The following is a 25048-nucleotide window of genomic DNA, read 5'->3' as shown; positions in this document are numbered from 1 at the left end:
AGCGAAGACGGTTATCCTCCCGCATCCTCACAGTCCGGGGCGACCGAAAACCCCGGCAGAGCTCAGGCCAAAGCGGTAGCCGCTTCAGAACCACCTCGGACATCCACCTGCGAGAGAGGCGTGCGTTTCGCTGAGGTCTCTCGAAGAAAACGGGGGGCAGCGCAGCCCTTCTACCTCTCGAACCCCCGTGCCAGTGCGCAGAACTGCTCCAGTGACACCACCTCGGCCCGGTCCGTGGGCCTGATCCCCGCCGCCACCAGCCGGTCCTCGATATCCGGCCCCAGCCCCTTCAGCGCCGCCCGCAGCATCTTGCGCCGCTGGTTGAAGGCGCGGGCGACGACGTCCTGCAGGATCTTCGCATTGGCCGGGTAGCGGGGGCCGGGCAGGGCGGTCAGGTGCACCACCGCGCTCGACACTTTCGGCGGGGGCGAGAACGCCCCCGGCGGCAGGCTCATCACGATCTTCGCGTCACAGCGCCATTGCGCCAGCACCGCCAGCCGTCCGTATGCCTTGCCGCCCGGCTGCGCCACGATCCGCTCGGCCACCTCGCGCTGGAACATCAGGGTCAGGCTGTCCCAGAAGGGCGGCCAGTCCTTGGGCGTCAGCCAACGCACCAGCAGCTCCGTCCCGACATTGTAGGGCAGGTTGGCCGCCACCTTGATCGGCGGGGTCAGGTGCGCCAGCGGGTCCACCTCCAGCGCGTCGCCCTCGATCACGTCCAGCCGGCCGGGGTACGCCGCGGCGATCTCCTCGAGCGCGGGGATGCAGCGGCTGTCCTTCTCCACCGCCAGCACCCGGCGCGCCCCCTCGGCCAGAAGCCCCCGGGTCAGCCCGCCGGGCCCCGGCCCGATCTCCAGCACGTCGGCGCCCGCGATATCCCCCGCCGCGCGGGCGATCCGGGCGGTCAGGTTCAGGTCGAGCAGGAAGTTCTGCCCCAGCGACTTGCGCGCGGACAGCCCGTGCGCCGCGATCACCTCGCGCAGGGGCGGCAGGCTGTCGATCCCGCTCATGCGGCGGCGCGGGCGACGGCCATGCGCGCGGCCAGCCGCAGCGCCTCGATCGTCGAGGTGGGGTTGGCCACCCCCTTGCCGGCGATGTCCAGCGCGGTGCCGTGATCGGGCGAGGTGCGGATGAAGGGCAGGCCCAGCGTCACGTTCACGCCCCGGTCGAAATCCAGCGTCTTGATCGGGATGAGCGCCTGGTCGTGATACATCGCCACCGCCGCGTCATAGGTGGCGCGCGCGCTGGCGTGGAACATCGTGTCAGCCGACATCGGCCCGGCGAGGTCCAGCCCCTCGGCGCGCAACTCCTCGATCACCGGCGCGATCAGCTCGATCTCCTCGCGGCCCATCTTGCCGCCTTCGCCCGCATGGGGGTTGAGCCCCGCCACGGCCAGCCGCGGCGTCGCCACCGAGAAATCGCGCACCAGCGCCGCATGGGTGATCCGCAGCGTCTCGCGCAGCAGGTCGGCCGTCAGCGCCCCGGGCACGTCCTTCAGCGGGATGTGGATCGTCGCCGGCACCACCCGCAGCACGTCGCTGGCCAGCATCATCACCACCCGGTCGACGCGTCCCAGCGCGGCGAGATACTCGGTATGGCCGGGATAGGCGAACCCCGCCCCGTCCTGCAGCGCCTTCTTGTGGATGGGCGCGGTACAGACGGCGCCGGCAAACCCGTCCTGCACCAGCTTGACCGCGCGGGCGATCACGTCGATCACCCCCTGCGCATGGGCCGGGTTGGGCTGGCCGCGCGTCAATTCGCCCTCGAACCGGTGCGGCAGCACCGGCAGGCCGCGGGGCAGGGCGGAGAGGCACCCTTCGGGGCTGTCGATCTCGACCACGCGGGCGCCCTGGGGCAGGTGGTCGGGGTCACCGATCAGGAAGAAGGGCAGCCGCCCCTCCAGCCGTTCCCATGCCCTTACCGCCAGCTCGGGGCCAACCCCGGCCGGTTCGCCACAGGTCAGCGCGATTGGGGCGGTCATCTCAGCTCGACGATCCGGGCCTCGGCGCGCAGCTGTTCCAGGTAGCCATTGGCCAGGGAATCGAGCTGCCGGCTGCGGATGAAGTTGGTGAGCTCTTCCGACGACGGGCCTTCGCCTCCCTCGACCACGGGCGTGCGCCCGCAGAGCATCAGGAAGACCAGCGTCTGACCGTTCGAGCGGGTCAGCCGGGTCGACACCTCGCCGGGGTCGAGATTGGCCAGCTCGCGCGCCACGTCCTGCGGGATCTCGTTCGGCGCCTTCTGCAGGCGGTCCAGCACCTCGGGCGGCTGGCCCTTGGCAATGCCGTAAAGGTCGTCGCAGACATCCACGTCGGCCTCGACGCTGGCGGCGCGCTGTCGGGCTTCCTGGCTCTGGCCGCCGGCGATGTAGTACATGGCATAGTCGATCGAGGAATAGCGCGGCGTGGGCGCTGCCGTCTCGGCGATGTCGCGCAGTTGCAGCAGCACGATCGCCCGTTCGGTCGGCAGCGGCGCCGACACCTCGCCCGGCGACAGCCCCAGCACCACCGGGCGCAGCGGCTCGGGCAGCTCGTCGACCGAGGTCCAGCCCATCTGCCCGCCGCTGTCGGCCGAGGGCGAGGCCGAATAGCGCCGCGCGGCGGCGGCGAATTCCGCCAGGCTGGTGATCTGCGCCAGCTCCTCGGCGCGGGCCATCGCTTCCTGCCCGCGGCCCTGCGGAATGGGCAGCACGATCTCGGACAACAGCACCGTCACCCCCGACGAACCGGTCAGCGACAGCCTGGCGCGCTCGAGGTCGTCCTCGTTGACGTTGACGGAATTGCCGAACTTCGCGCGCACCACCTCGCGCCAGGTTACCCCGGCCCGCACGAAGGCTCGGAACGAGCTTTCATCCACCCCGGCCCCGGCCAGGCTCTGCACCATCTGGTCGGCCGACATGTTGCCCCGCTGGGCGAATTCTTCCATCGCCGCGTCGACCACCTCCTCGGTGACCTGGATGCCGTCCACCTTGGCCGCGCCCAGCTTCAGCCGGTCCTCGACAAGCTGCTCGCGGGCGATCTCGACCGGGTCGCCCGGCGTGCGGAACAGCGTCAGCATCCGCGCCCGCTGCTCGATCTCGAACCGGGTGACGGCCTGTTCGTTGACCTTGATCACCGGTTCGAAAAGGCCCTGTGCCCCGGCCTGCGGCGCCGGCGCCAGGAACAGCGCGGCGGCCAGCGCGGCCATGGCGGCTTTGAAGACAACAATTCGCATAGAGACGTCCATTCCGGTTAGTTGTTGCAGGTTCTGACGTAGCTTTTGTCGCTCGTCTTCGTGGTGAAGCCCCTGAGCCCGACCGTCAAGCTAATATCGGTCGAGGGCGCAAGGATCGTCGATGAGGTGAAGCGCCGCGAGGCCGCAAGCCGCACCTCGACGCATTCGTTGGTATAGGTCAGCCCGAGCCCGGCGCGCACGCTTTCGTCGCTGGCAATGTCATAACGCCAGTTGGCGCTGCCCGTCCAGTGCCGCGACAGCCGGTAGGACGCGTCGAAGGCCCATTCCGAGATCGTCGTGGGCCGGTTCTCGGCCACGTCACGGCCCAGCCAGATATAGGTGGCGCTCAGGCTGGCAAGGCGGTTGTTCCAGCTGGCCCGCGCCTCGGCCTTGGTGGTGTTGAAGGTCTCGTCGAACAGGCCCCGGGCGGTCAGGACCAGCCCGTTGGCGGCCTTGACCTGTCCGGCCACCAGCACATCCGAGACCTTGCCGTTCAGCCCCGAGGAACTGGTGAAGCTGTCCTGCCCGCTGACCTCGAGCTGGAACTCGTCGCGCACGAGCTGGCCCATCGCCAGCGAGGTCTGGAACCCCGAGGGGTCGAACCAGGTCCAGCTCACGCCGTAGGCGGCGATCCTGCCCCGCTCGCGCCGGTCCGGCGCGGTGAAGCGCGAGGTCGAGAACAGGTTGCCCTCGTCGAACTCGATCCGCGTGCTTTCGTCGTTGGGGATGAACGGGTTCTCGCCGCCGGTCCACGAGAACTGCACGATCGGCTCGATCACGTGGGTCGCGTGGCCCGCCGTGGCGTTGATCAACGGCCAGCGCAGCTCGACCGCGACGGTGGGGGTGACCTCGGTCGCCTCCGACTGGCTGGTCAGCCCGGCCTGCCGGATCTGGAAATGGTCGATCGCCACGCCGGTGCGGACATGGGCCAGCACCCCGCCCGGCAGGGTCCAGTTGCGGTGCCAGTCGGCGCTGAGCGTCAACCGCCCCACGTCGCGCCCGTCGGCCCAGGGGTCGAGATCCGGCCCGTCGCTGATCAGCCCGGACGAGCGGATATGCGAATGCGCCAGCATCCCCAGCCGCAGTTCGCCACCGCCGGCCCAGTTGGGGTGCAGGCGCCGTTCCCACTCGCCATTGGTCACCAGCGTCGGCAGGGTGGAGTTCTGCTCGCCCACCCGCAGACTGTGGAAATAGGTGATCGCGCCCCGCACGTAGCTGTCGCGCCGGGCGCGCTCGATCTCCAGCTCGCTGTCCAGCCGGTCCTTCTCGTAATAGGAGTAATCGAGCAGGTAGGCGTCGTCGTTCACCGTCTCGACATCGAAGCGCAGGATGAAGTCGCGCGGCAGGGTGAACTCGCCCTCGCCGAAGAGATAGCCCCGGCGGCTGCGGTTGCCCAGGTCGTCGTCCGACACCGCGCCCTCGAACTCGATCCGCCCGTTGCGGAAGGCCTGCCGATAGCGCAGCTCCAGCGTGGTGCTCTTGGAGGTCACGAAGGGCGTGACCGTCAGGTCCTTGTGATCGCCCAGCCGGATGAAATACGGCACCCTGACCCCGGTGCCCAGCAGCGACGAGTTGTAGAAGGACGGCACCAGGAACCCGGTCGCGCGTTCCAGCGACGGGTCGGGCAGGCGCAGCCGGGGCAGGTAGAAGATCGGCGTGTCCAGCACCCGGAATTGCGCATCCTCGAAATAGAGCTGCTTCTCCTCCTGGTCGTGGATCACCCGCCGCGCCCGGATCTGCCAGAGCGGCGCGCGCCCCGTCTCGCACACCCGGCAGGAGGTGACGGCGACCTTGACGAGCTGGTTGTAGCGCCCGGCCGAGCGGTTCAGCTCCTGCGCGGCCAGTTGCACGTGGTCGCCCATCACGATCCGCGCGCCCCGCAGGATGCCGTTGCGCAATTCCTTGTCGAGCTCCCCCGACGAGGCCAGGATCATCGACTCGCCATCCTCGTGGATGACGATCGGCCCGCTCAGGATCAGCGTATCCTCGGCGCGGTCGTAGATGATCCCCTCGGCCTGAAGCCGCGTGCCGTCATAGAGCGCCTCGACATTGCCGGTGGCGACCAGCCGTTCGTTGCCTTCCATGTAGACATCGTCGGCGACCAGAACGGCGGGCGGGGGCGGTGCGCCCGTCTGGCCATCCGTCTGCCCGTCCGCCGCGCCGGCGGTCTGCGCCGTGGCCACGCCCGGACCGGCCAGCGCCATCCCCAGCACCAGACAACATATGACGGCAGCACCCCTCATCCGTCCTCCATATGCAAAAGGATGCCCGTCGCCAATAGTATTGACGCCACCGGGGGCGCCCATGCCGCAAGAACTATGGGTATTTCGCCATTCTCCCCCAAGATCTGGGCGAAGTTCCGGATGTAATGCAGCCCGAATCCCAGCAGCACAGCCGACAGCACCGAGATGCCGGTATTCGACAGCCGCGCGTGCCGCATGGTGAAGGCGGCCGAAATCATCACCAGCGCCATCATGAACAGCGGCCGGGCCAGCTCCATCTGGAACCACATGGCATAGCGGCGGGCAGAGAAGCCGGCCTCGTCAAGCTGGTCGATGAAGGCCGGCAGGTCCCAGATCGGGATGAACTCCGGCTTGCCGAACGTGTCGATGATCCGGTCCTGCGTCAGCGCCGAGGAAAGGCGCAGCGTCTCGACCCTTTCGGCCTCGGCCTCGGGGTTGTCGCCGCGCGACAGGTCCCAGATCTTGGCGTCGTAGAGCATCCACTCGCCCTCCGCCAGCCGCGCCGCCTGCGACATGATCCGCTTGGCGGGCTGGCCGTCGGGGTCGAAGTCGATGAAGGTCGTGTCGAACAGCACCGTCAGGTCGGAACTGGCCCGCTCGGCATGGATCACCGTTTGCCCCTCGGGGCTGCCCTGCCTGAGCCACAGCCCTTCGGAGGCGATCACCATGATCGCCGCGCCGCCGCCCACGTGGCTGTTCACCAAATCGTTGTAGCGCTTGGCCGAGGCCGCGACGATCGGGTTCAGCATCGTCACCGACAAGAGGCCCAGCAAAAGCGCCACGCCCACCGGCGCGGCCAGGCTGCGCAGCGCCGACCGCCCCGTCGCCCGGACCACCACCAGCTCGGACGACCGTGCCAGCCGGATATAGAGGCTCACCGTCGCCAGCACGATCACCAGCGGCAGGATCTCGTAATTGGCCGAGGGCAGGTTCAGCAGCACGATCTCCAGCACGTCGCCGAAGGGCAGGTTGGGGAAATCCTGCAACTCGTCGACAAGGTCGATCAGCGCCAGCAGCACAAGGAAGATCGAGAAGACCAGCATCACCGACCAGAAGAACTTGCGCGCGAAATAGGCGTCGAGCATCATGGCGCGCCCCCCGCCTGTGCCCTGCGCCGCCATGGCACCAGCCGCCGCAACAGGCCCGGCCGGGCCGCGAAATACAAGAGGATCAGCGTGGTCACGAACCCGATCCCCGCCGGCAGGTACATCAGCGGCCACATCGCCGGCCGGCTGATCACCACCCCGGTGATGCTGCCCTCGACCAGCTTGATGCCCACCAGCAGCACGAAGGCGATCAGGATCTGCCACCACACCCCGAACCGACTGAAACTGCCCAGAAGCAGCGTGGCGAACCCGATCAGCGCCGCGACGATGCACATCAGCGCCTGCGTGAACCGGTTGTGCAGGGTGAACTGCACCTGTCCCTCGGTCGCGCCCGTCACCTCCATCACCTCGTCCGGCCGCAACATCAGGTCGGCGGTATGGGCGAACTCCACCTTGTTCAGGTTGGTGGGGTTCCGCGCGATCAACTGGCTGATATCATAGGAGAAATCGTCGAAATGCGTGGTGAAGAGCCGCTTGCCCTCGGCCCTCAGCGTCTGCGCCAGCCCCTTGACCATCACCAGCTTCGTACCACCCCCCTCCTGCACCAGGTAGGCCTGGGTCGAGGTATAGGTCACCGGGCTTTCCGGGTTGCGCCGGTCCGACAGGAACACGTCGCGCAGCTCGCCCTCGGGGCTGATGTCGCGGATGTAGAAGGTGATGCCGGGGGCCGGGTGCAGGAACTCTCCTTCCTCCAGGAACCGGGCCGAGACGCTCTGCCGCACCTCCGCCTCGCGCTGGCGCAGCTCGCTCAGGCTGGTGGGGATCAGGTAATGGCTCAGAAGCGACATGATCAGCGCGATGATCACCCCGAACACCGCCGCCGCCTTGATCAGCCTGAGCGGCGAATACCCCGTCGCCTGCACCACGGTCAGCTCGCTCTCCGTCGACAGCCGGTTGGTGACATAGACCGCCCCGGCAAAGGCCGCGATCGGCAGCACCATGCCGATCACGCCGGGCAGGGTAAGCGCCGTGAATTCAAGGAAAACCCAGGCCGGCTGACCGTCGCCCACCAGCCGGTCGAACATCCGCACGGCCTTGTTGATCCAGAAGATCGACACGAGAATGAGCGAGAAGAATCCGAACAGAACCATGAATTGCGACAGCATATACCTGTCGAATCTGGTCATGCTCTAAACCCCCCAAGGTTCGTCTTTTCAGGCAACTTATCGGAATTGATCACGGGGGAAAACTGCTAACTGGTCAAGCCGGCGAAGCCGCGCTAGGACTCGGGCCAAAGCCCAGGAACCGAGGAGCAGCCGATGACCACCCCCGCCGCCGTGACCATCACCGAGACCGATATCGACGCCATCGCAGGGTTCGAGGGCCGCGTCGCCGTCTTCGTCACCCCCGACGGCACGCTCGACCCGGCCGCGCGGCGCGCCAACCGGCTGACCAAGGGCGCGGTGCAGCGGATGACCGAGGCCGAGAGCTGGGGCAAGATGAAGCCCGGCGAGGTCCGCACGCTGGCGTGGCCCACCGGCATGGCGGCCGAGGCGCTCGACGTGGTCTGCCTGCCGCGCAACGCGCCCGTGGCCGAGGCCCGCAAGGCCGGCGTGGCGCTTGGCCGCCTCAAGGGCGAGGCCGCGCTGCTGGTGCTGGCGAACCCGGTGCGCCGCGCCGAGGAGATGCTGCTGGGCCTCGTCCTGCGCGCCTACGAGTTCACCGCCCACAAGACCGCCGAGCGCGACGCGCCCAAGGGCGTCACGATCATGACCGGCAAGCCCGACGCGCTGAAGGAGGCCGCCGCCCCCCACCTTTCCGCGGCCGAGGGCGTGTTCCTCACCCGCGACCTTGTCAGCGAACCCGCCAATCACCTCACCACCGAGGAATTCGCCAACCGCATCAAGGGGCTGGAGAAATCCGGCCTGAAGGTGAAGATCCTCGACGAGGACGAGATGCGCAAGTTGGGCATGCACCTGCTGCTTTCCGTGGGCCATGGCAGCGCCACGCCCTCGAAGATGGCGATCATGGAATGGATGGGCGGCCCCAAGGGCGAGGCCCCGCTGGCGCTTGTCGGCAAGGGCGTCGTCTTCGACACCGGCGGCATCAGCCTCAAGCCCGCCGCCGGGATGGAGGACATGACCATGGACATGGGCGGCGCCGGCGTCGTCACCGGCGTCATGCACACGCTCGCCGCCCGCAAGGCCAAGGCCAACGTGGTGGGGCTCGTCGGGCTGGTCGAGAACATGCCGTCCGACCGCGCCACCCGCCCCGGCGACGTGGTCACCTCGATGAAGGGCGACACGGTCGAGATCATCAACACCGACGCCGAGGGGCGGCTCGTGCTGGCCGACGTGCTGTGGTACGCGCAGGAGCATTACAAACCCTCCGGCATCGTCGACCTTGCCACGCTGACCGGCGCCATCATCATCGGCCTCGGCCATGACAAGGCCGGCGTCTTCTCGAACGACGATGCCTTCTGCAACAGCTTCCTCAAGGCGGCGGATGCCGAGGGCGAGGGGGCATGGCGGATGCCGATGGGCGACAGCTATGACAAGCAGCTCAAATCCGCCATCGCCGACATGAAGAACGTGGGCGGTCGGCCCGCCGGGTCGATCACCGCCGCCCAGTTCCTCCTGCGCTTCGTGCAGGAGGGCACGCCCTGGATTCACCTCGACATCGCCGGCGTGGCGCGCGTGGGCGAAGACACCACCTACGCGCCCAAGGGCTCCTCGGGCTGGGGCGTCCTCTCGCTCAACCGCATGATCGCGGACAATTACGAAGGCAAGTGATGGGGGCCGCCTATTTCTACCACCTCACCCGCCGCCCGCTCGAGGCGACCCTGCCCATGCTGCTGGGCAAGGCGCAGGAGGCGGGCTGGCGGGTCGCGGTGCGGGGCAGGGCGGCCGCGCGGATGGAATGGCTCGACGAGAAGCTCTGGCTGGGGCCGGAGGAGGGCTTTCTGCCCCACGGCCTCGCCACCGCGCCCCATGCGGAACGCCAGCCGATCCTGCTGACGACCGGGCCTGACAGCCCCAACGACCCGCATTGCGTCATGACCATCGACGGTGCCGAGGTCGCGGGGGAGGAGGTCCAGCGCCTCGACCGGGTCTGCGTGCTGTTCGATGGCAATGACGAGGCCGCGCTGCAAACGGCCCGCGGCCAGTGGAAGGCCCTGACCGATGCGGGATGTTCGGCGCAATACTGGTCGGAAGAGTCAGGTCGGTGGGAGAAAAAGGCCGAAAAATAAATCCTTACGGCCCAATCTTGACGCCGCCCGAAATCTTTAAAAGATTTCGATCCGCTTTCTTTTCAAGAAAGCGCCCCCACCCCTCACTCGAGCCACCTCACCGGCTCCCGGTTGCAGAACACCACGATCTGCCCGCCATTTAGCGCCACGCGAAACCCGCGCCGCCGCACCTCGCGCAGGAACACGTCCATGCCCGCGAACCGCTCCACGTCCCGCGCCTTGCGCCGGATCACGCCGCCCTGTTGCACCGCCTTGGAAGCGAAAAGATCGTTGAGCCAAAGCTCCGGCGACAGGGGAGAGTTGCGATTGTCCATGCGGCCAAGCCTGCCCCGAACATGGTTAAGGCACGGTAAAGGCCATCAGCGCGTCAGCACCAGCGTCCCGTTGGTGATCTCGACGCTGGTGAACCGCTGCAGGTATTCCATCCCCAATAGCGACTGGTCCAGCTCGCCCTCGTTGACCACCGCGCGCACGTCCTCGTCGACGAGCGGCCCGACCTCGACCCGCTCCAGCCGCACCGGCGCCGTGCGCACCTCGCCATTGGCGGTAAAGGCGCGCCCCACGAAGGAAAGCTCCTCCGTCGCCAGCCCCGCCGCTTCCGCATCCGCCTTGGTCAGCACGATCTGGCTCGCCCCGGTATCGACCACGAAGCGGATCGGCTGGCCGTTGACATCCGCCGTCAGGTAGTAATGCCCGTCCGCCGCGCGGGGCAGCTCGATCCGCCCGTCCTCCGCCACCACGGCCTGCCCGGGCATGACCGTGTTGCGGATATCGCCCCAGAGGCCCACCGCGGCGATCACGCCGACGAAGATCAGCGCCCAGATGATCGCCTGCTGGGTGATCTTGCCTAGGGAATTACGGTTCTGCGCGAAGAACCAAAGCACCACCGCGCCGCCCAGCAGCACGAGGTAGAAGACGCGGGCATAATCGAATTCGCTCATGCGTCGGATATAGTCCCGCGCGGGGCGGTTGGGAAGGTCACCCCGCCAGCCCGAAGCCGCGCAGCCCGTCGAGGACGAACTGCACCGCCAGCGCCGCCAGCAGCATCCCCAGCAGGCGGGTGACCACGTTGATCCCCGTCCGCCCCAGCGCCCGCTCCAGCAGCCCGGCGGTCAGGAACAGCACGAAGACGATCCCCATCACCGTCAGCATCACGCCCACCACCCAGGCCAGCCCCTCCAACCCCGGCCGCTGCCCGGCCAGCAGGATCACCGAGGCGATCGAGCCCGGCCCGGCAATCAGCGGGATGGCCAGCGGAAAGATCGAGGGGTCGTCGCTGTCGTCATCCTCCTCCTCGACCTGCGCGGTGCCCTCGCGCCGCTTGGTGCGCCGCTCGAACAGCATGTCGAGCGCGGTCAGGAACAGAAGGATGCCGCCCGCGATGCGGAAGGCGGGCATCGAGATGCCGATGAAGCCCAGCACCGCCTCGCCGAAAGCGGCGAAGACGATCAGGATCAGGGCCGAGGTGATGCAGGCGCGCAGCGCGATGGCGCGTCGACGGGCGCCGGTCATGCCCTGCGTCAGCGCCACGAACAGCGGCGTCATGCCGACCGGGTCGATGATGACCACGAGGGTCACGAAGGCGGTGATGAGAAACCCGGTATCCATGTGGCCACCATTGCAGATGGGGGCGGTGGGGGGAAGGCTGCGTCGGTCATCCGCACCGACGTAATACCGACAAAATACCGACGTTATACCGACGTTGGATTTCCGGCCATTTCGGGGCCGTCACCCCTCGGCCCGCTCCAGCTTTTCCAGCGCCGTCATCCACAGCGCCTCGGCCCGGTCGAGCCCGTTCATCACCTCGGCATATTTCTTCTGCCACTCGGCCATATCCCCGGCGCGGGCCTCGTCGTATAGCTCGGGATCGGCCAGTTTCCTGGAAATCCGGTCGCGCATTTCATGAAGCTTTTCAACGCGTTCCTCGCATTTCCTCACCTCCTGCCGCATGGCAAGGATGGCGTCCCGCGAGGGCCGCTTCACCTTCTCCGCCTTGGGCCGCGGCGCCGCCTTCTCCTCGCCGTTTCCGCCCAAAAGCATCTGCCGGTACGCCTCCAGATCCCCGTCAAAGGGTTTCACCCGGCCATCCTTCACCAGCCACAACCGGTCCGCCACGAGGCTCAGCAAGTGCATGTCATGGCTCACCAAAATCACCGCGCCGGTATAGGCCGTCAGCGCCTCGACCAGCGCCTCTCGACTCTCGATATCGAGGTGGTTGGTGGGCTCGTCGAGGATCAGCATATGCGGCGCATCGAGCGTGGCCAGCAAGAGCGACAGCCGCGCCTTCTGCCCGCCCGACAGCCGCCCGGCTTGCGTATCCGCCTGCTCGGCCCCGATGCCGAAACCGCCCAGCCGCGCCCGCAGCTTGCCCGGCGCCTCGCCCGGCCGCATGCGGCGGATATGGTCGATCGGCGTCTCGTCGGGGCGCAGCTCCTCGAGCTGGTGCTGGGCGAAATACCCCACCCGCAGCTTGGAGGAGGCGTGCATCTGCCCCTCCATCGCGTCAAGTTTGCCCGCCAACAGCTTGGAAAGCGTGGATTTCCCCTCGCCATTGCGGCCCAGCAGGGCGATCCGGTCATCCTGGTCGATCCGCAGGTCGAGCCGCTTCAGAACCGCCCGTCCGTCATACCCCACCGCGGCCTCTTCCAGCCTGAGGATCGGCGGCGACAGCTCCTCCGGCTCGGGGAAGGAAAACGCCCGGAGCGCGGCCTCCTGCGGCCGGGTGATCGGCTGCATCTTGGACAACGCCTTGATCCGCGCCTGCGCCTGCTTCGCCTTGTCGGCCTTGTAGCGGAAGCGATCGACGTAAGATTGTAGATGCGCCCGCCGGGCCTCCTGCTTCTTGGCCTCCGATTCCGCCGCGGCCAGCTTGGCGGCGCGGGTCTCGGAAAACCGGTCATAGCCGCCCTGGTAGAGCGTCAGCTTGCGGTCCTCGAGGTGCAGGATCGCCCCCACCGCCCGGTTCAGCAGCCCGCGATCGTGGCTGATGATCAGCACGGTATGGGGATAGCGGGCCAGGTAGTTCTCAAGCCAGAGCGCGCCTTCGAGGTCGAGATAGTTGGTCGGCTCGTCGAGAAGCAGCAGGTCGGGCGCCGAAAACAGCACCGCCGCCAGCGCCACGCGCATCCGCCAGCCGCCCGAGAAGGCGGAGCAGGGCATCGCCTGCTCCTCGTCGGTGAACCCCAGCCCCTTGAGGATCGACGCCGCCCGCGCCTCGGCCGACCACGCGTCGATATCGGCCAGCCGCGTCTGGATCTCGGCGATCCTTCCCGCCTCGGTCGCGGTCATCGATTCCTCAAGCAATTCAGCGCGTTCCGTGTCGGCCTTCAACACCGTATCCAGAAGCGACACCTCGTTGCCCGGCACCTCCTGGTCGACCCCGCCGATGCGGGCGCGTTTCGGCAGGGTGATCTCGCCCCCCTCCAGCGCCAGCTCGCCCCGGATCAGCCGGAAGAGCGTGGTCTTGCCGGTGCCGTTGCGCCCGACCATGCCCACCTTGTGCCCCTCGGGGATCACCGCCGAGGCGTGTTCAATCAGGGGGCGGCCCGCCACCGAATAGGATATGTCGTCAATCCGCAGCATGGCCCCCGCATGCCCCATCCACGGGCGAGGGTCAATCGCGGCTTTTCAAAGCACATCCCCCATGCTATCGGAGCCGCGATCTTTCGGCGCGGGCGCATTGCCCCCGCGCGCATAACCCAAGGAAAAGAGGCTGACATGGCTGTCGAACGCACGCTGAGCATCATCAAACCCGATGCCACCAACCGGAACCTGACCGGCAAGATCAACGCCAAGTTCGAGGAGGCGGGCCTGCGCATCGTCGCCCAGAAACGCATCCACCTGACCAAGGCACAGGCCGGCGTGTTCTACGCGGTCCACAAGGAACGCCCGTTCTACGATGAACTGTGCGAATTCATGGCCAGCGCGCCGGTCGTCGTGCAGGTGCTGGAAGGCGAGGGCGCCATCGCCAAGAACCGCGACGTGATGGGGGCCACCAACCCCGCGGATGCGGCACCGGGCACGATCCGCGCGGAATTCGCGGAATCCGTCGGCGAGAACTCGGTTCACGGGTCGGATGCACCGGAAACCGCGGCGGTCGAGATCGCCTATTTCTTCTCGGGTCTCGAACTGGTCGGCTAAGCGCCGTCCCTTACTGCCCGCTCGGATCGGCCGCGCCTGTCAAAGGGGGCGGCCTTTTCGTTTGTGCGCCGCTCAGATGGCGGCGAAATCGTTGAAGACGCGCGTGGTCGCGGTCACGCGCGGCGAATTGGGTGTGGTTTTCGTCGGGTTCTGGGGCTTGGGTTTGCCCGTGTCCGGCGGCGGTGTCGCTGTCTTGGCCATGCTCGGCTCCCTACTCTTTACAGAGCGCCGGCTGACTTGCGCCAACCGGCGCCCCCGTCACAAAGGTTTCATGAAAGGGGGCTCAAATCCAGACTTTTCCACAGCGAATTCGTGTCAGATTCGTGATCTTGTTGCTTAAATATCAACAATCTAATCGGTCTATCACGGTTACCCCGCTGGATTGGAAACCATCCATCTCGCGCAGGGCGGCCGCCGCACCCGACAGCGGAATGGTCCGCGTGACCAGCCGGGAGGGGTCAAGCCGGCCCGCCGCGATCATCTCGAAAAGCGCCGAAAACCGGGTCGCGCCGATGCCGCGCGTGCCGTGCAGGGTCAGCTGCCGGGCATAGACCAGCTCCAGCAGGGGAAGGGGTGGGGTGGCGTGCGCGCCCACCGGCATCCCGATCTGCACGTGCCGGCCCATCTTGCGCAGGGAGCGCAGGGAGTTCTCGAAAGTCGCGGTGATCCCCAGCCCCTCGACCGAGACATGCGCGCCGCCCTGCGTGATCTCGCGAACTGCCTCGCCGGCATCGCCGTCGCTCGCGTTGACGGTGGCCGTGGCGCCGAACGCCTCCGCCATCTTCAGCGCGTCGGGGTTGATATCCACCGCCACCACCGGCGCCCCCAGCGCCGCGCCGATCATGATCGCCGACAGGCCCACCCCGCCGCAGCCATGCACCGCCAGCCATTCGCCGGGCTGCAAGCGCCCCCGGTCGACCACCGCGCGAAAGGCCGTGGTCACGCGGCAGCCCATCCCGGCCGCAGCGGTGTAGTCTACATTCTCGGGCAGGCGCACGAGATTGAAATCGGCCCGCCGGATCACCACCCGCTCGGCAAAGGCGCCCCAGCCGGTGAAGCCGATCACCTCCTGGTGGTTGCAGATCGTGGGCTCGCCCCCGCGGCAATCGGGGCAGGCGCCACAGCCGAGGATGAAGGGCGCCGTGACCCGGTCACCCACAGCAAAGGCGCGCACGTCCTGGCCCAGTTCGAGGATTTCGCCCGCGAATTCATGCCCCATCACATGCGGCAGCGCCACGTCCGGGTCGGCGCCTTTCCACGCGTGGTGATCGGACCGGCACACGCCACAGGCGCGCACCGCCACCACGGCCCCGTCGCGCGGGCAGGTCGGGTCGGGGACGGTTTCGAGCGGAAGCTCGCCGTCATATTCCATCATCAGGGCGGCTTTCATACGATATTTAACCTCTGTGTACTGAATTGCGCCGGAGCCACCGCGTGGCCTGCCGGCGGATTTGAGTATTTTTGGAAAGGTGAAGCAAGGGCCGGCGCGCGCCGAAATACACTCCTGCGTTAACCTTTCGTTCATGTTTCAGCGGCGGTCATCCTGACCACGAGCGGGGCGAACCATGTCCACCGCCGGGCGGCGGCGTCGTTGACGATCAGGTTCTTCTTGCGCGTGTAGACCGGCGCATCGAGCTGGAAGAGCTTGCCCTCGGCCACGTAGGGCTCGGCCAGCGCCCGGGGCAGGTAGGCCGAGCCGCCCCTGTCCAGCATGGTCTGCAGCGCCCACCACGAGCTGTCGAGGCTGACCCTGGCCACCCCCGCGCCGTAATAGGTTTCGGCATGCTGGCGGCGGTACTCGGCGCCGTGATCGACGAAGATGTAGAAGGGCCCCTTGTCGATCGGCGTATCCGGCTGGTCGGAATAGAGCACCAGCTCCTCGGCCGGAAGGGGGTGCGCCGTCTGGTTGCCGCGCGTGACCGAGTCGAAGGTCAGGATCACGTCGACCATGCCGTTGGCGAGCCACTCCTCGAGATCCCGCGCGCTGCCCTGCAACACGGAAACGGCCATCTCGGGGCTGCCCGACAGCACCCCGTTGAAGAAGTCGCGCCCCGGCCCGTGCCACAGCTCGCGGTCGCAGCCGAAGGTACAGACCGAGGCGAGCCCCGCCGGCAGGCTGGTCTCGAGCTGCGCCTGCCGCCAGAGGCCGGTCATGATCCGGGCATAGCGCAATAGCCGCGTGCCCGCCGGGGTCAGCGTGGTGCCCGATTTCTGGCGGTTCAGCAGTTGCTGGCCAAGCCCGTCCTCCAGCGTCTGCAGCCGGGCGGTGACGGTCGACTGGGTGACATGCAGCACCTGCGAGGCCCGCACGAGGCTGCCGGTATCGACGATCGCAAGGAAGGTCTGCAGCGCGGTGATGTTCATGGGGGCGGGCCTCACAATTCGAATATCACGAACTTATTCAGCAAAACAATTCGTTTTCAAGAATTGAGATTCTGTGGCACCCCTGACGATGCGACAGGATGCGAAAACAGGAGATGCGACATGGTTCGGCAGACCCACGGGCTTGCACCCAGAGAGGATTTCATCTCGGCCATGCGCCGCGTGGCGGCCTCGGTCACGGTGGTGACGAGCGACGGCCCGGCGGGCCGTGCAGGCGCGACGGTCAGCGCCTTCTCCTCCGTCTCGGCCGATCCGCCCACCGTGCTGGTCTGCCTTGCCGCGCAAAGCCGGATCGCGGGGGTGGTGCAGCAGAACGGGCGCTTCTGCGTCAATGTCTTGCCCGAGGGCTTCGCCGACATCGCCGACCGCTTCGCCGGGCGGCATGACGCCCTCGTCCCCGACCGGTTCGACGGGATCGAGATGTTCGCCCCCCGCGGTGAGGCGCCGGTGATCGACGGGGCCACAGCCTTTCAATGCGACCTGCAGCAGGTGGTGCGCTCGGGCAGCCACGTGATCATACTGGGCCATGTGCAACACGTGCTCGTTGGCGCCGCACCGCCGCTCGCCTATCGCGAGGGGGCCTATCACCGGGTCGTGCCGCACGCCCATGCCGGATGAAGGAGCAGGAGAGATGGAAGAGTACAACATGCTGATCGGTGGCGAATGGGTCGCCGCCTCCGACGGGGGAAGGTTCGAGACGGTGAACCCCGCCACCGGCCGCGCCTGGGCCACCGCGCCCGAGGCCACGGCCGAGGATATCGACCGGGCGGTGCGGGCGGCGCATGCGGCCTGTTACGAGGGCCCCTGGTCGCGCATGACCCCCACCGAGCGGGGCCGCTGCCTGCGCAAGCTGGGCGACCTGCTGGCCGACCGTTCCGAAGAGCTGGGCGAGATCGAGACGCGCGACAGCGGCAAGATGTTCAAGGAAACCCGCTGGCAGGCCAAGTACATCGCCGAGTTCTTCCACTTCTACGCCGGCGCCGCCGACAAGATCGGCGGAGAGACCCTGCCCATCGACAAGCCCGATCTCTTCGTCTTCACCAACCGCGAACCGCTTGGCGTCGTCGCCGCCGTGGTGCCGTGGAACAGCCAGCTGTTCCTGACCGCGGTCAAGATCGGCCCGGCGCTGGCGGCGGGCAACAGCGTGGTGCTGAAGGTCTCGGAACAGGCGCCCGCCGCGATCCTCGCCTTCGGCCGGCTGATCGCCGAGGCGGGCATTCCCGACGGGGTGGTCAACATCGTCTCGGGCCATGGCGACCCCTGCGGCAAGGCGCTGACCTCGCACCCGCTGGTGGCGCGGATCAGCTTCACCGGCGGGCCAGTGGCGGCGCGGCATGTCGTCATGAACTCGGCCAGCAACTTTGCCGAGGTGAGCCTGGAACTGGGCGGCAAGTCGCCCTTCATCGTCTTCGATGACGCGGATCTGGAAAGCGCCGTGAACGGCTCCGTGGCCGGGATTTTCGGCGCCTCGGGGCAAAGCTGTGTCGCCGGTTCCCGCCTGATCGTGCACGAGGATGTGGCGGACGACTTCATCGCCCGGATGAAAGGGATCGCCGAGGGCATCCGTATCGGCGACCCGATGGCGGAGGAGACCGAGATGGGCCCGCTCTGCACGAAGGGCCAGATCGAGACCATCGAGCGCGAGATCGCCGGCGCGGTCGGGGAAGGCGCGACCGTGGTTTGCGGCGGCCAGCGGGCCGAGGCGGGGGAGATGTTCTTTCAGCCCACGATCATCGACTGCCCGTCGCCCGACCTGAAGATCGTTGATACCGAGCTTTTCGGCCCGGTCCTTTGTGTCCTGCGCTTCCGCACGGAAGAGGAGGCGCTGCGCCTTGCCAACGACACCGAGCATGGGCTGGCCGCCGGCATCTTCACCCGCGACAGCGCCCGCGCCCTGAGGATGAGCCGCGCCGTGCGCGCCGGGATCGTCTGGGTGAACACCTACCGGGCCATCTCGCCCGTGGCCGCGTTCGGCGGCGTGAAGGCCTCCGGCTATGGCCGGGAAAGCGGGTTCCAGGCGGTCTACGACTACACCCGCCCCAAGACCGTGTGGATGAACATGTCGGACGCGCCGGTCGGCAACCCGTTCCAGATGCGATGAGAAGGAGAGAGTGATGAAGTTCCATTTGGCAATCAACCTCGAACGCATGAGCCCCGAGACGGACATGCGCGAGGTGCGCGACCACACGCTCGAGATGGTGAAGATGGCCGACGCGGCGGGGTTCGAGATCGCCTGGGCGGCCGAGCACCACGCGCTCGAGATGACCATTGCGCCCAACCCGTTCCAGATCCTCACATGGTGGGGCGAGCACGCCAAGAACATCCGGCTGGGCATCGGCGTGGTGAACGCCGCCTACTGGCACCCGATCAACCTGGCCGGCGAGGCGGCGTTGCTGGATCTGCTGAGCGACGGACGGCTGGAATTCGGCATCGGATCAGGCGCCTACCAGCGGGAGTTCGACCGGATGAAGCCCGGCCTCGACCAGAAGGACAGCTGGCGCTACATGCAGGAAATGCTGCCCGTGGTGCAGAAGCTCTGGGCGGGCGACTATGCCCATGACGGGGAGTTCTGGCAGTTCCCCACCGCCACGTCCTGCCCCAAGCCGGTGCAGCAGAAAGTGCCGGTCTGGGTCGCGGCGCGGGCGCCCATCACCTTCGACTACGCGGTCGAACATGACTGTGACATCCTGAGCTGGCCGCTGACCATGCCGCTGTCGGAGGTGCAGACCTATCGCCGCCGGCTTGACGAGGCGGTCGAGAAGGCGGGCAAGCCGTTCAAGGGCACATGGGCGGTGATGCGCCATACCGCGATCTACGAGACGGAGGAGGACCGGCAGGCGGCGATGGGGGCCATCCGCCACGTGCTGGGGCAGTTCGGCAACCTGATGATGAAGAAGGGCGAGGTCACCAACGGCTTCCCCGACCAGGTGCCGCTGGCCGAGCTTGACGGTAACGCCCGGGTCGATCCCGCGATGCTGGAGGAGAACCTGATGTTCGGGTCGCCGGAACAGGTGATCGGGAAACTGAAGGCGCACGAGGCCGTGGGCGCCGATGCCTTCGTCTACTACGCCTCGATGGGCATGGACATGGCGCAACAGAAACGCTCGCTGAAGCTTTTCATCGACAAGGTGATGCCCGAATTCGCGGAAAAGGAGGTGGCCCATGCCGGTTGAGATCAGGCGCACGCTTCTGCAGGTGCAGACCACCTACAAGGAAGGCTGGAAGGAGGTGGCGACGCCCACCAAGCTGGTCGCCGCACTGGCGGTGATCCGCAACCCGTGGTTCGGGCAGGAGCATGTGGAAGACCTGAGCCCCGAGGTGCAGGATATCTGCCCGCAGATCGGCAGGCTGCTGACCGGAATGCTGCTCGACGTGACCGGCGAAACGCTGGAAGGCTGCGGCAAGGCCGCGGTCGTGGGCATGGGCGGCGAGGTCGAACATGCGCAGGCGCTGACCCATTCGCTGTGGTTCGGCAACCAGCTGCGCGATGCGATCAAGGCGAAGTCCTACCTCGCCTTCACCAATGGCCGGGGCGGGGCAGGGCAGCCGATCATGATCCCGCTGATGCACAAGGACGATGCCGGCATGCGCTCGCACTACCAGACCATCCATCTCGACATCCCCGACGCGCCGGCCCCCGACGAGGTTGTCATCGCGCTCGGCGCCTCGGTGGGCGGCCATCCGAACCACCGGATCGGCGACCGCTATGCCGATCTGCGGGCGATGGGGCATGATGTCGACAACCCGGCTGGTGTCTGACGGCGGCGGCGGGGCGCGGGTATATTGCCATTCCTTGCAAATGGCCGGTATATAATCCCGCGCTCCGCCTCTTCCGCCCGGCGGCGGCCGGGCGCCGGAGAGACGATTGTACGGGACGAGTATGAGCCAGACTTCACTGCCGCAGGCGGCGATGCAGGACCACGCCGCATTCCTTGCGCAGCGGCATGATTTCCAAACCGATATCGACCGGATCGCCGGCAGCGATACCGTCGGCACCATCCTCGAGACGGTGATGCTGGCGACGAACATGCGCTTTGCCGCCATCGCCCGGGTCACCGCCGATCGCTGGGTGGCCTGCCGGACGGTGGACGAGGTGAATTTCGGGCTGGCCGAGGGCGACGAGATCGACATCGAGTCGACCTTCTGCCAGATCGTCCGGACCAGCGCGGAAAAGGTGCTGTTCAATGACAGCGGCACCGATCACATCTACAAGGACCATCCGATCGCGCGGAAGTTCGGCATCGTCAGCTATGCCTCTATCCCGATCTATCGCAGCGACGGCAGCTTCTTCGGCACGCTCTGCGCCATCGACACCGAGCCGCGCGACGTGAAGGATGCGCGCGTGGTGGCGATGCTGGAGATGTTCGCAGACGTCATCGGCCGCAGCCTCGAGACCGAGGAGCGGCTGGAGGCGCAGGAGCACAACCTCGCCCATGAAAAGGAACTGGCCCGCCTGCAGGACGAGCTGGTGGCGGTGCTGGGGCACGACCTGCGCAACCCCGTCGCGGCCTTCTCGGCCGGCATCCGCCAGCTCGAGCGTGAGCCGCTGAATGACAAGGCGCGCATGATCCTGCCGCTGATGCGGTCGTCGCTCTTCCGCATGAACGACCTGATCTCGAACATCATGCTGCACGCCCGCGCCCGGCTGGGCGGCGGCATCCGCGTGACCGCAACCCCCGACGCGCCGCTGGACGAGGCCGTGCACCAGGTGGTCGAGGAGATCCGCGCGGCCGAGCCGGAAACCACGATCAATCTCGACCTCACCTTTACCCGTCCGGTCGCCTGTGACGCGCCGCGGGTCGCGCAGGCGGTGTCGAACCTGCTGTCGAACGCGGTGCGCCACGGCACCCCCGGCTCACCGGTCGAGGTTCGGGGCACGACGGACGATCACGAGGTGTCGATCACCGTCAGCAACCGCGGGCTCGCCGTGCCCGGCGACCTGCGCGACAAGCTGTTCCACCCGTTCGAGCGGGGCACCCATGCCCAGGGCGAGGGGCTTGGCCTTGGCCTCTATATCGCCGCAACGATCGCCGAGGCGCATAACGGCCGGATCGGTGTGACCTGCGAGGGTGGCACCACCACGTTCGCCTTCACGCTGCCGCTGTCGGAGGCTGCGGCCTGACAATTGCCCGCGCGGGCGCCGTCGCGATGAGCCGGCATGCAGAAGGCGCCGCTGCGGGGCAGGGCGCCTTTCCATGATGACCCCGAAAGGTCTTTCGCCGGCGGGCCGGTTCAGCCCTTGGCGGCTTCCTGAACCTGCTGGGGCTTCTGCTGGTTCTGCTGACCCTGCTGGCCGCCACCGCCGCCCTGCTGCTGCTGGTTCTTGGCCTTCGAGTTGAGCGGGTCGTCCTGCCGCTGCACCGAGCCTTCGAAATGCGCGCCGGATTCGATGGCGATGGTTTTGTGGATGATGTCGCCTTCGACCCGCGCGGTCGAGGTCAGGCGCACTTTCAGGCCACGGACCCGGCCGACGATGCGGCCGTTGATCACCACGTCATCGGCAATCACCTCGCCCTTGATCGTGGCGCCTTCGCCGATGGTCAGCAGGTGGGCGCGGATGTCCCCCTCGACCGTGCCTTCGACCTGGATATCGCCGGTGGTCTTCAGGTTGCCGGTCACGTGCAGGTCGGAGGACAGCACCGATGCGGGCGGCTTGGCCTTGGGAGCGGTCGCCTTGAACTCGTTCGACGGTGAGTCGTTGCGCGCGGTGTCGGGCTTTTCCGGGATTGCCGGTTTGGCCGCGGCATCTTGCTTGGGGGCGGGATCGTTGATTTTGCTCTTAGAAAACATTTCTCGCAGCCTTGATGTAGATCATGGGGTTGACGGCCTTGCCGCCGACACGGACCTCGTAGTGTAGATGCGTGCCCGTGGAACGTCCAGTGCTCCCCATATCACCAATACGTTCCCCGCGCGAGACCCTTTGACCTTTTTCGACCCGAATGCGCGACATATGGGCGTATCGCGTCTCGATGCCGAACTCGTGCTGGATCTTCACGAGCCGGCCATAGCCCGACAGCCACTCCGCATGGGTGACGATCCCGTCGGCGGTGGCATAGATCGGCGTGCCGTGCTTCGACGCGAAATCGGTGCCCGAATGCATCCGCCCCCAGCGCATGCCGAAGCCCGAGGTATAGCGGAAGGTCGACTTCACCGGAAGGGCGAAGGGCGCCTTTTGGGCGGCGATGCGGTAGAGGTTCAGCCGGTCGAGCTGGTTCAGGATGCGGTTGGCGCGCATGGCGTCCGGAGTAGGCTCCTCGCCCCGGGTCGAGAACGACAGCGGCATCAGCGGCCCGCCCTGGCCCGAATAGCCGCGGCGCACGGTGTCGAGCATGTTGTCGGTGTCCATGCCGGCGGCGGTGAACATCTTGTCGAGCGGTTCGACCGAGATCGTCATCGCGTCTTCGAGCTGGCGGAAGATCTGGTCGTTCTGGTCCTTCATGAGCTGGATCTGCGCGGCCATCTCGTCGGCCTCGAGCAGGGCCAGCTCGGCGTCGTTGCTGATCTTGTCGCGCTGGCGGGCGGTTTCGGACAAGGCAGCGGTCAGGGTTTCCAGCGTCGCCTCGGTGCCCATGCCCTCCTCGTCGGCCAGGGTGCCGGGGGCGGTGTCCTTCAGCGCCAGCGTCAGCTCCTCGCTCTCGGCGCGGGCGGCGTCGCGTTCCTTCATGGTGCGGCGCAGGGTCGACTGGATGACCTCGATCCCGGTCTCGAGCTCGCGCCGGCGCGTTTCCGAGGCCAGCAGGTCGGATTGCATGGTCGAAATCTGCTTCAGGGCCGAGTTGAACCGTTCCTGCGCGGCCGCCGCTTCCTCGGCCCGGTTGTTGCGCTCGGCCTCGAGCGCATTGAGCCGCGCCTCGTAGGTCCGCTGGTCGCGCTTGGCCTGTTCGCGGAAGTTGCCCGAACCGATCGAGTCCATCAGCAGCACGGCGGTGGCGATGATCGTCCAGGCGACCACGGCCGAAACGCCAACGAAGGCAAGCAGTTGAGAGCCGGGTTTCAGGCGGATGAACCGCGTGTCGTTATCTGACCGGAGGAAAACCCTGCGTTCCGGGAAATATCTTTCCAGAAGCGCATGAAACTTGATTGCGAGTCGTGTTCGCACGAATACCCCGTCCCTGTTGCCCCATCCCCAAGGCGGCATCGCCGTTCACTTTTTCTTTCACCGATGCCTCCGGTGTGATTATCGGCTGGCGTTCCGATGAGCAAGGTTTTTGGACAACACCGTCCAGAAATCCGGCAATTTACCGCACAGACGGCAAAAAATTGCCGATCTCAATGGGTTGGCGCTAACAACAGGGCAAGAATCAGCCGGTTGTTTCCGTCAGCGGCCAGTAGAAGTCCGGCGGCAAACCGGCCTCGGCGCGCTTTTCCTCGTTGAAGGGCGGCTTCAGCAACCCGTGGAAATAGCGGCGCACAAGGGTATGGAACGCCTCTTTCGGGTCCTGCTCGTGGCGGCCGCAGAGGAAATGAAACCACTTTGAGCCATAGGCCACGTGGTGCACCTCCTCGGCATAGATTACCTTCATAGCCTCGACCGCGCCGGTCTCGCCGGCCTTCTCGAAGAGCGCGATCATCCCCGGCGTCACGTCGAGCCCGCGCGCCTCGAGCACCATGGGCACCACGGCGAGCCGGCCCATGAAATCCTCCGCCGTGTCCGAGGCCGCGCGCCACATGCCGGCATGGGCGGGCATCGCGCCGTAGTAACTGCCCTGCGCTTCAAGGCAGTCGCATATCAGGTTGAAATGCTTCGACTCCTCGTCCGCCGATTTCACCCAGTCGTCGTAGAAGCCCACGGGCATGGGGACATCCGCAAACCGGGCGATGATGTCCCAGTGCAGGTCCACCGCGTTCAGCTCGATATGCGCCACCGCATGCAGCATCGCCAGCCGCCCCTTGGGAGAACCGGGACGGCGGCGCGGCACGTCGCGCGGGTCGAGAAGCTCGGGCTTGTCGGGCCTTGCGGGGAAATCGGGCGGCGCGGCGCGGCCCAGCGGGATCGTCTCGCCCGCCTCGCGTGCGGCAAACCACGCCGCCGCGTGCCGGCGTGACAGGGCCGTCTTCTCGCGCCCGTCGGCGGTGGTCAGAACCTCCACCGCCATCCGTGACAGCGTCTGTTCCGTCAAAGCGCCTTCACCGCCTCGAGCACCACCTCGGCATGGCCCGGCACCTTCACCTTGGGCCAGACCTGCACGACCTTGCCGTCGCCGCCGATCAGCACGGTGGTCCGCTCGATCCCCATGAATTTCCTGCCGTACATGCTCTTTTCCTTCCAGACGCCGTATTGCTCGCACACGTCGGACTCGGCATCGGACAGCAGCGGAATGCCAAGCTCGTGCTTGTCGCGGAACTTGTCGTGCTTGGCGACGGTATCCTTCGAGATGCCGAACACCTTCGCGCCGGCCGCCTCGAACTCCTGGCCCAGCCCGGTAAAGGCGATGGCCTCCTTGGTGCAGCCCGAGGTGTCGTCCTTGGGATAGAAGAACAGGACGACGGGCGCAGGGCGGAGATCGGACAGGGTCACATCCCCGCCGCCATCGCGGGGCAGGGTGAAATCGGGGGCGACGTCGGCGGGTTTCAGCATGGGGATTCTCCTTCCACAAAGAATTGAGTTTCATATTAGGACGCGAGCCGCCAGAATAAACAACCAGAGGCAGGTCACCGTTTGAAGACAAGAATGACCGATGAAAAACAGGAACGGCCGCGCGCCCGACGCCTGAAAAGGGCCGGGTTATGGAGCGGCGGGCTGTTGGTCGCGCTCGTCGTGGCCGCTGCCGTTA

Annotated in this window: 25 protein-coding genes; 8 read left to right on the top strand and 17 right to left on the bottom strand. The window is 67.0% G+C overall.

The features are described from left to right. Positions 1-170: 170 nt before the first annotated feature. The 6 genes from rsmA to lptF are packed head-to-tail and all read right to left on the bottom strand — an operon-like array spanning position 171 to position 7689. On the bottom strand, positions 171-1010 hold the full coding sequence (rsmA, locus tag RLN94_RS20150) for a 16S rRNA (adenine(1518)-N(6)/adenine(1519)-N(6))-dimethyltransferase RsmA (RefSeq protein WP_350067354.1): 840 nt from the start codon (positions 1008-1010) through the stop codon (positions 171-173). Further along, a complete protein-coding gene (gene pdxA / locus RLN94_RS20145) occupies positions 1007-1981 on the bottom strand; it encodes a 4-hydroxythreonine-4-phosphate dehydrogenase PdxA (RefSeq protein WP_350067352.1) in 975 nt (324 codons plus the stop codon). The genes rsmA and pdxA overlap by 4 nt, the downstream gene beginning before the upstream one ends. Further along, entirely contained in the window at positions 1978-3213 is a 1236-nt protein-coding gene (locus RLN94_RS20140; RefSeq protein ID WP_350067350.1) for a peptidylprolyl isomerase, read from the bottom strand. The genes pdxA and RLN94_RS20140 overlap by 4 nt, the downstream gene beginning before the upstream one ends. Positions 3214-3230: 17 nt before the next feature. After that, positions 3231-5456 (bottom strand): LPS-assembly protein LptD, encoded by a 2226-nt coding sequence (locus tag RLN94_RS20135; RefSeq protein ID WP_350067346.1) that lies wholly within the window; start codon positions 5454-5456, stop codon positions 3231-3233. Next, positions 5453-6544 (bottom strand): LPS export ABC transporter permease LptG, encoded by a 1092-nt coding sequence (lptG, locus tag RLN94_RS20130; protein ID WP_350067344.1) that lies wholly within the window; start codon positions 6542-6544, stop codon positions 5453-5455. Before lptG ends, RLN94_RS20135 begins: the two co-directional genes overlap by 4 nt. Continuing rightward, positions 6541-7689 carry an LPS export ABC transporter permease LptF gene (lptF, locus tag RLN94_RS20125; protein ID WP_350067342.1) on the bottom strand — a complete coding sequence of 383 codons (1149 nt, stop codon included), beginning with the start codon at positions 7687-7689 and terminating at the stop codon, positions 6541-6543. Before lptF ends, lptG begins: the two co-directional genes overlap by 4 nt. Before the next feature lie 132 nt (positions 7690-7821). Here lptF and RLN94_RS20120 point away from each other — a divergent pair, with 132 nt between their 5' ends. Both RLN94_RS20120 and RLN94_RS20115 read left to right on the top strand, forming a co-directional pair. Then, on the top strand, positions 7822-9294 hold the full coding sequence (locus RLN94_RS20120) for a leucyl aminopeptidase (RefSeq protein WP_350067340.1): 1473 nt from the start codon (positions 7822-7824) through the stop codon (positions 9292-9294). Beyond that, positions 9294-9752 carry a DNA polymerase III subunit chi gene (locus RLN94_RS20115; RefSeq protein ID WP_350067338.1) on the top strand — a complete coding sequence of 153 codons (459 nt, stop codon included), beginning with the start codon at positions 9294-9296 and terminating at the stop codon, positions 9750-9752. The genes RLN94_RS20120 and RLN94_RS20115 overlap by 1 nt, the downstream gene beginning before the upstream one ends. Positions 9753-9835: 83 nt before the next feature. Here the strand turns inward: RLN94_RS20115 and RLN94_RS20110 are convergent, their stop codons facing one another. From RLN94_RS20110 to RLN94_RS20095, 4 genes are all read right to left on the bottom strand, one after another. Beyond that, positions 9836-10066, bottom strand: a complete 231-nt coding sequence (locus tag RLN94_RS20110; protein WP_350067336.1) for a hypothetical protein — start codon at positions 10064-10066, stop codon at positions 9836-9838. 45 nt (positions 10067-10111) lie between these two features. Continuing rightward, the gene (locus RLN94_RS20105) at positions 10112-10693 is read right to left on the bottom strand and encodes a retropepsin-like aspartic protease family protein (protein WP_350067334.1); all 582 of its coding nucleotides are present in this window, start codon (positions 10691-10693) and stop codon (positions 10112-10114) included. A gap of 37 nt (positions 10694-10730) precedes the next feature. Further along, entirely contained in the window at positions 10731-11360 is a 630-nt protein-coding gene (locus RLN94_RS20100; RefSeq protein WP_350067332.1) for a MarC family protein, read from the bottom strand. 120 nt (positions 11361-11480) lie between these two features. Then, positions 11481-13334 carry an ABC-F family ATP-binding cassette domain-containing protein gene (locus tag RLN94_RS20095; RefSeq protein WP_350067330.1) on the bottom strand — a complete coding sequence of 618 codons (1854 nt, stop codon included), beginning with the start codon at positions 13332-13334 and terminating at the stop codon, positions 11481-11483. 135 nt (positions 13335-13469) lie between these two features. On the opposite strand from RLN94_RS20095, the gene ndk reads away from it, so the two are divergent. Beyond that, entirely contained in the window at positions 13470-13892 is a 423-nt protein-coding gene (gene ndk / locus RLN94_RS20090) for a nucleoside-diphosphate kinase (RefSeq protein ID WP_300895991.1), read from the top strand. 72 nt (positions 13893-13964) lie between these two features. On the opposite strand, the gene RLN94_RS20085 is transcribed toward ndk, so the two are convergent. The 3 genes from RLN94_RS20085 to RLN94_RS20075 all read right to left on the bottom strand — a co-directional run bounded on the left by RLN94_RS20085 (position 13965) and on the right by RLN94_RS20075 (position 16256). After that, complete coding sequence (locus RLN94_RS20085; RefSeq protein WP_268793838.1) at positions 13965-14093, bottom strand: hypothetical protein; 129 nt, start codon at positions 14091-14093, stop codon at positions 13965-13967. Positions 14094-14235: 142 nt separating this feature from the next. Beyond that, entirely contained in the window at positions 14236-15282 is a 1047-nt protein-coding gene (locus RLN94_RS20080; protein ID WP_350067327.1) for a zinc-dependent alcohol dehydrogenase family protein, read from the bottom strand. A 131-nt stretch (positions 15283-15413) separates the two neighbouring features. After that, complete coding sequence (locus RLN94_RS20075; RefSeq protein WP_350067325.1) at positions 15414-16256, bottom strand: LysR family transcriptional regulator; 843 nt, start codon at positions 16254-16256, stop codon at positions 15414-15416. A gap of 120 nt (positions 16257-16376) precedes the next feature. Here RLN94_RS20075 and RLN94_RS20070 point away from each other — a divergent pair, with 120 nt between their 5' ends. The 5 genes from RLN94_RS20070 (at position 16377) to RLN94_RS20050 (ending at position 21396) form a co-directional block, all read left to right on the top strand. Next, positions 16377-16892: a flavin reductase family protein gene (locus RLN94_RS20070; RefSeq protein ID WP_350067323.1), complete on the top strand. Its 516-nt coding sequence runs from the start codon at positions 16377-16379 to the stop codon at positions 16890-16892. Positions 16893-16905: 13 nt separating this feature from the next. Further along, positions 16906-18375, top strand: coding sequence for an aldehyde dehydrogenase (locus tag RLN94_RS20065; RefSeq protein WP_350067321.1), 1470 nt, complete (start codon positions 16906-16908; stop codon positions 18373-18375). A gap of 13 nt (positions 18376-18388) precedes the next feature. Next, entirely contained in the window at positions 18389-19447 is a 1059-nt protein-coding gene (locus tag RLN94_RS20060) for an LLM class flavin-dependent oxidoreductase (RefSeq protein ID WP_350067319.1), read from the top strand. Beyond that, positions 19437-20033: an amino acid synthesis family protein gene (locus tag RLN94_RS20055; RefSeq protein WP_350067317.1), complete on the top strand. Its 597-nt coding sequence runs from the start codon at positions 19437-19439 to the stop codon at positions 20031-20033. The genes RLN94_RS20060 and RLN94_RS20055 overlap by 11 nt, the downstream gene beginning before the upstream one ends. Positions 20034-20154: 121 nt before the next feature. Continuing rightward, positions 20155-21396 (top strand): GAF domain-containing sensor histidine kinase, encoded by a 1242-nt coding sequence (locus RLN94_RS20050; RefSeq protein WP_350067315.1) that lies wholly within the window; start codon positions 20155-20157, stop codon positions 21394-21396. Positions 21397-21506: 110 nt separating this feature from the next. On the opposite strand, the gene RLN94_RS20045 is transcribed toward RLN94_RS20050, so the two are convergent. From RLN94_RS20045 to RLN94_RS20030, 4 genes are all read right to left on the bottom strand, one after another. Next, a complete protein-coding gene (locus RLN94_RS20045; RefSeq protein WP_350067313.1) occupies positions 21507-22064 on the bottom strand; it encodes a bactofilin family protein in 558 nt (185 codons plus the stop codon). After that, positions 22054-23373, bottom strand: coding sequence for a DUF5930 domain-containing protein (locus tag RLN94_RS20040; protein ID WP_350130846.1), 1320 nt, complete (start codon positions 23371-23373; stop codon positions 22054-22056). The genes RLN94_RS20045 and RLN94_RS20040 overlap by 11 nt, the downstream gene beginning before the upstream one ends. 202 nt (positions 23374-23575) lie before the next feature. After that, positions 23576-24370, bottom strand: coding sequence for a ferritin-like domain-containing protein (locus RLN94_RS20035; protein ID WP_350130848.1), 795 nt, complete (start codon positions 24368-24370; stop codon positions 23576-23578). Positions 24371-24390: 20 nt separating this feature from the next. After that, entirely contained in the window at positions 24391-24852 is a 462-nt protein-coding gene (locus RLN94_RS20030; protein WP_350067307.1) for a peroxiredoxin, read from the bottom strand. Between the last annotated feature and the right edge of the window lie 196 nt (positions 24853-25048).

This window comes from Roseovarius sp., assembly GCF_040223625.1.
GTDB lineage: Bacteria > Pseudomonadota > Alphaproteobacteria > Rhodobacterales > Rhodobacteraceae > Roseovarius.
Note: the sequence above shows the minus strand (reverse complement) of the source record. Positions and strands in the feature narration are given on the sequence as shown.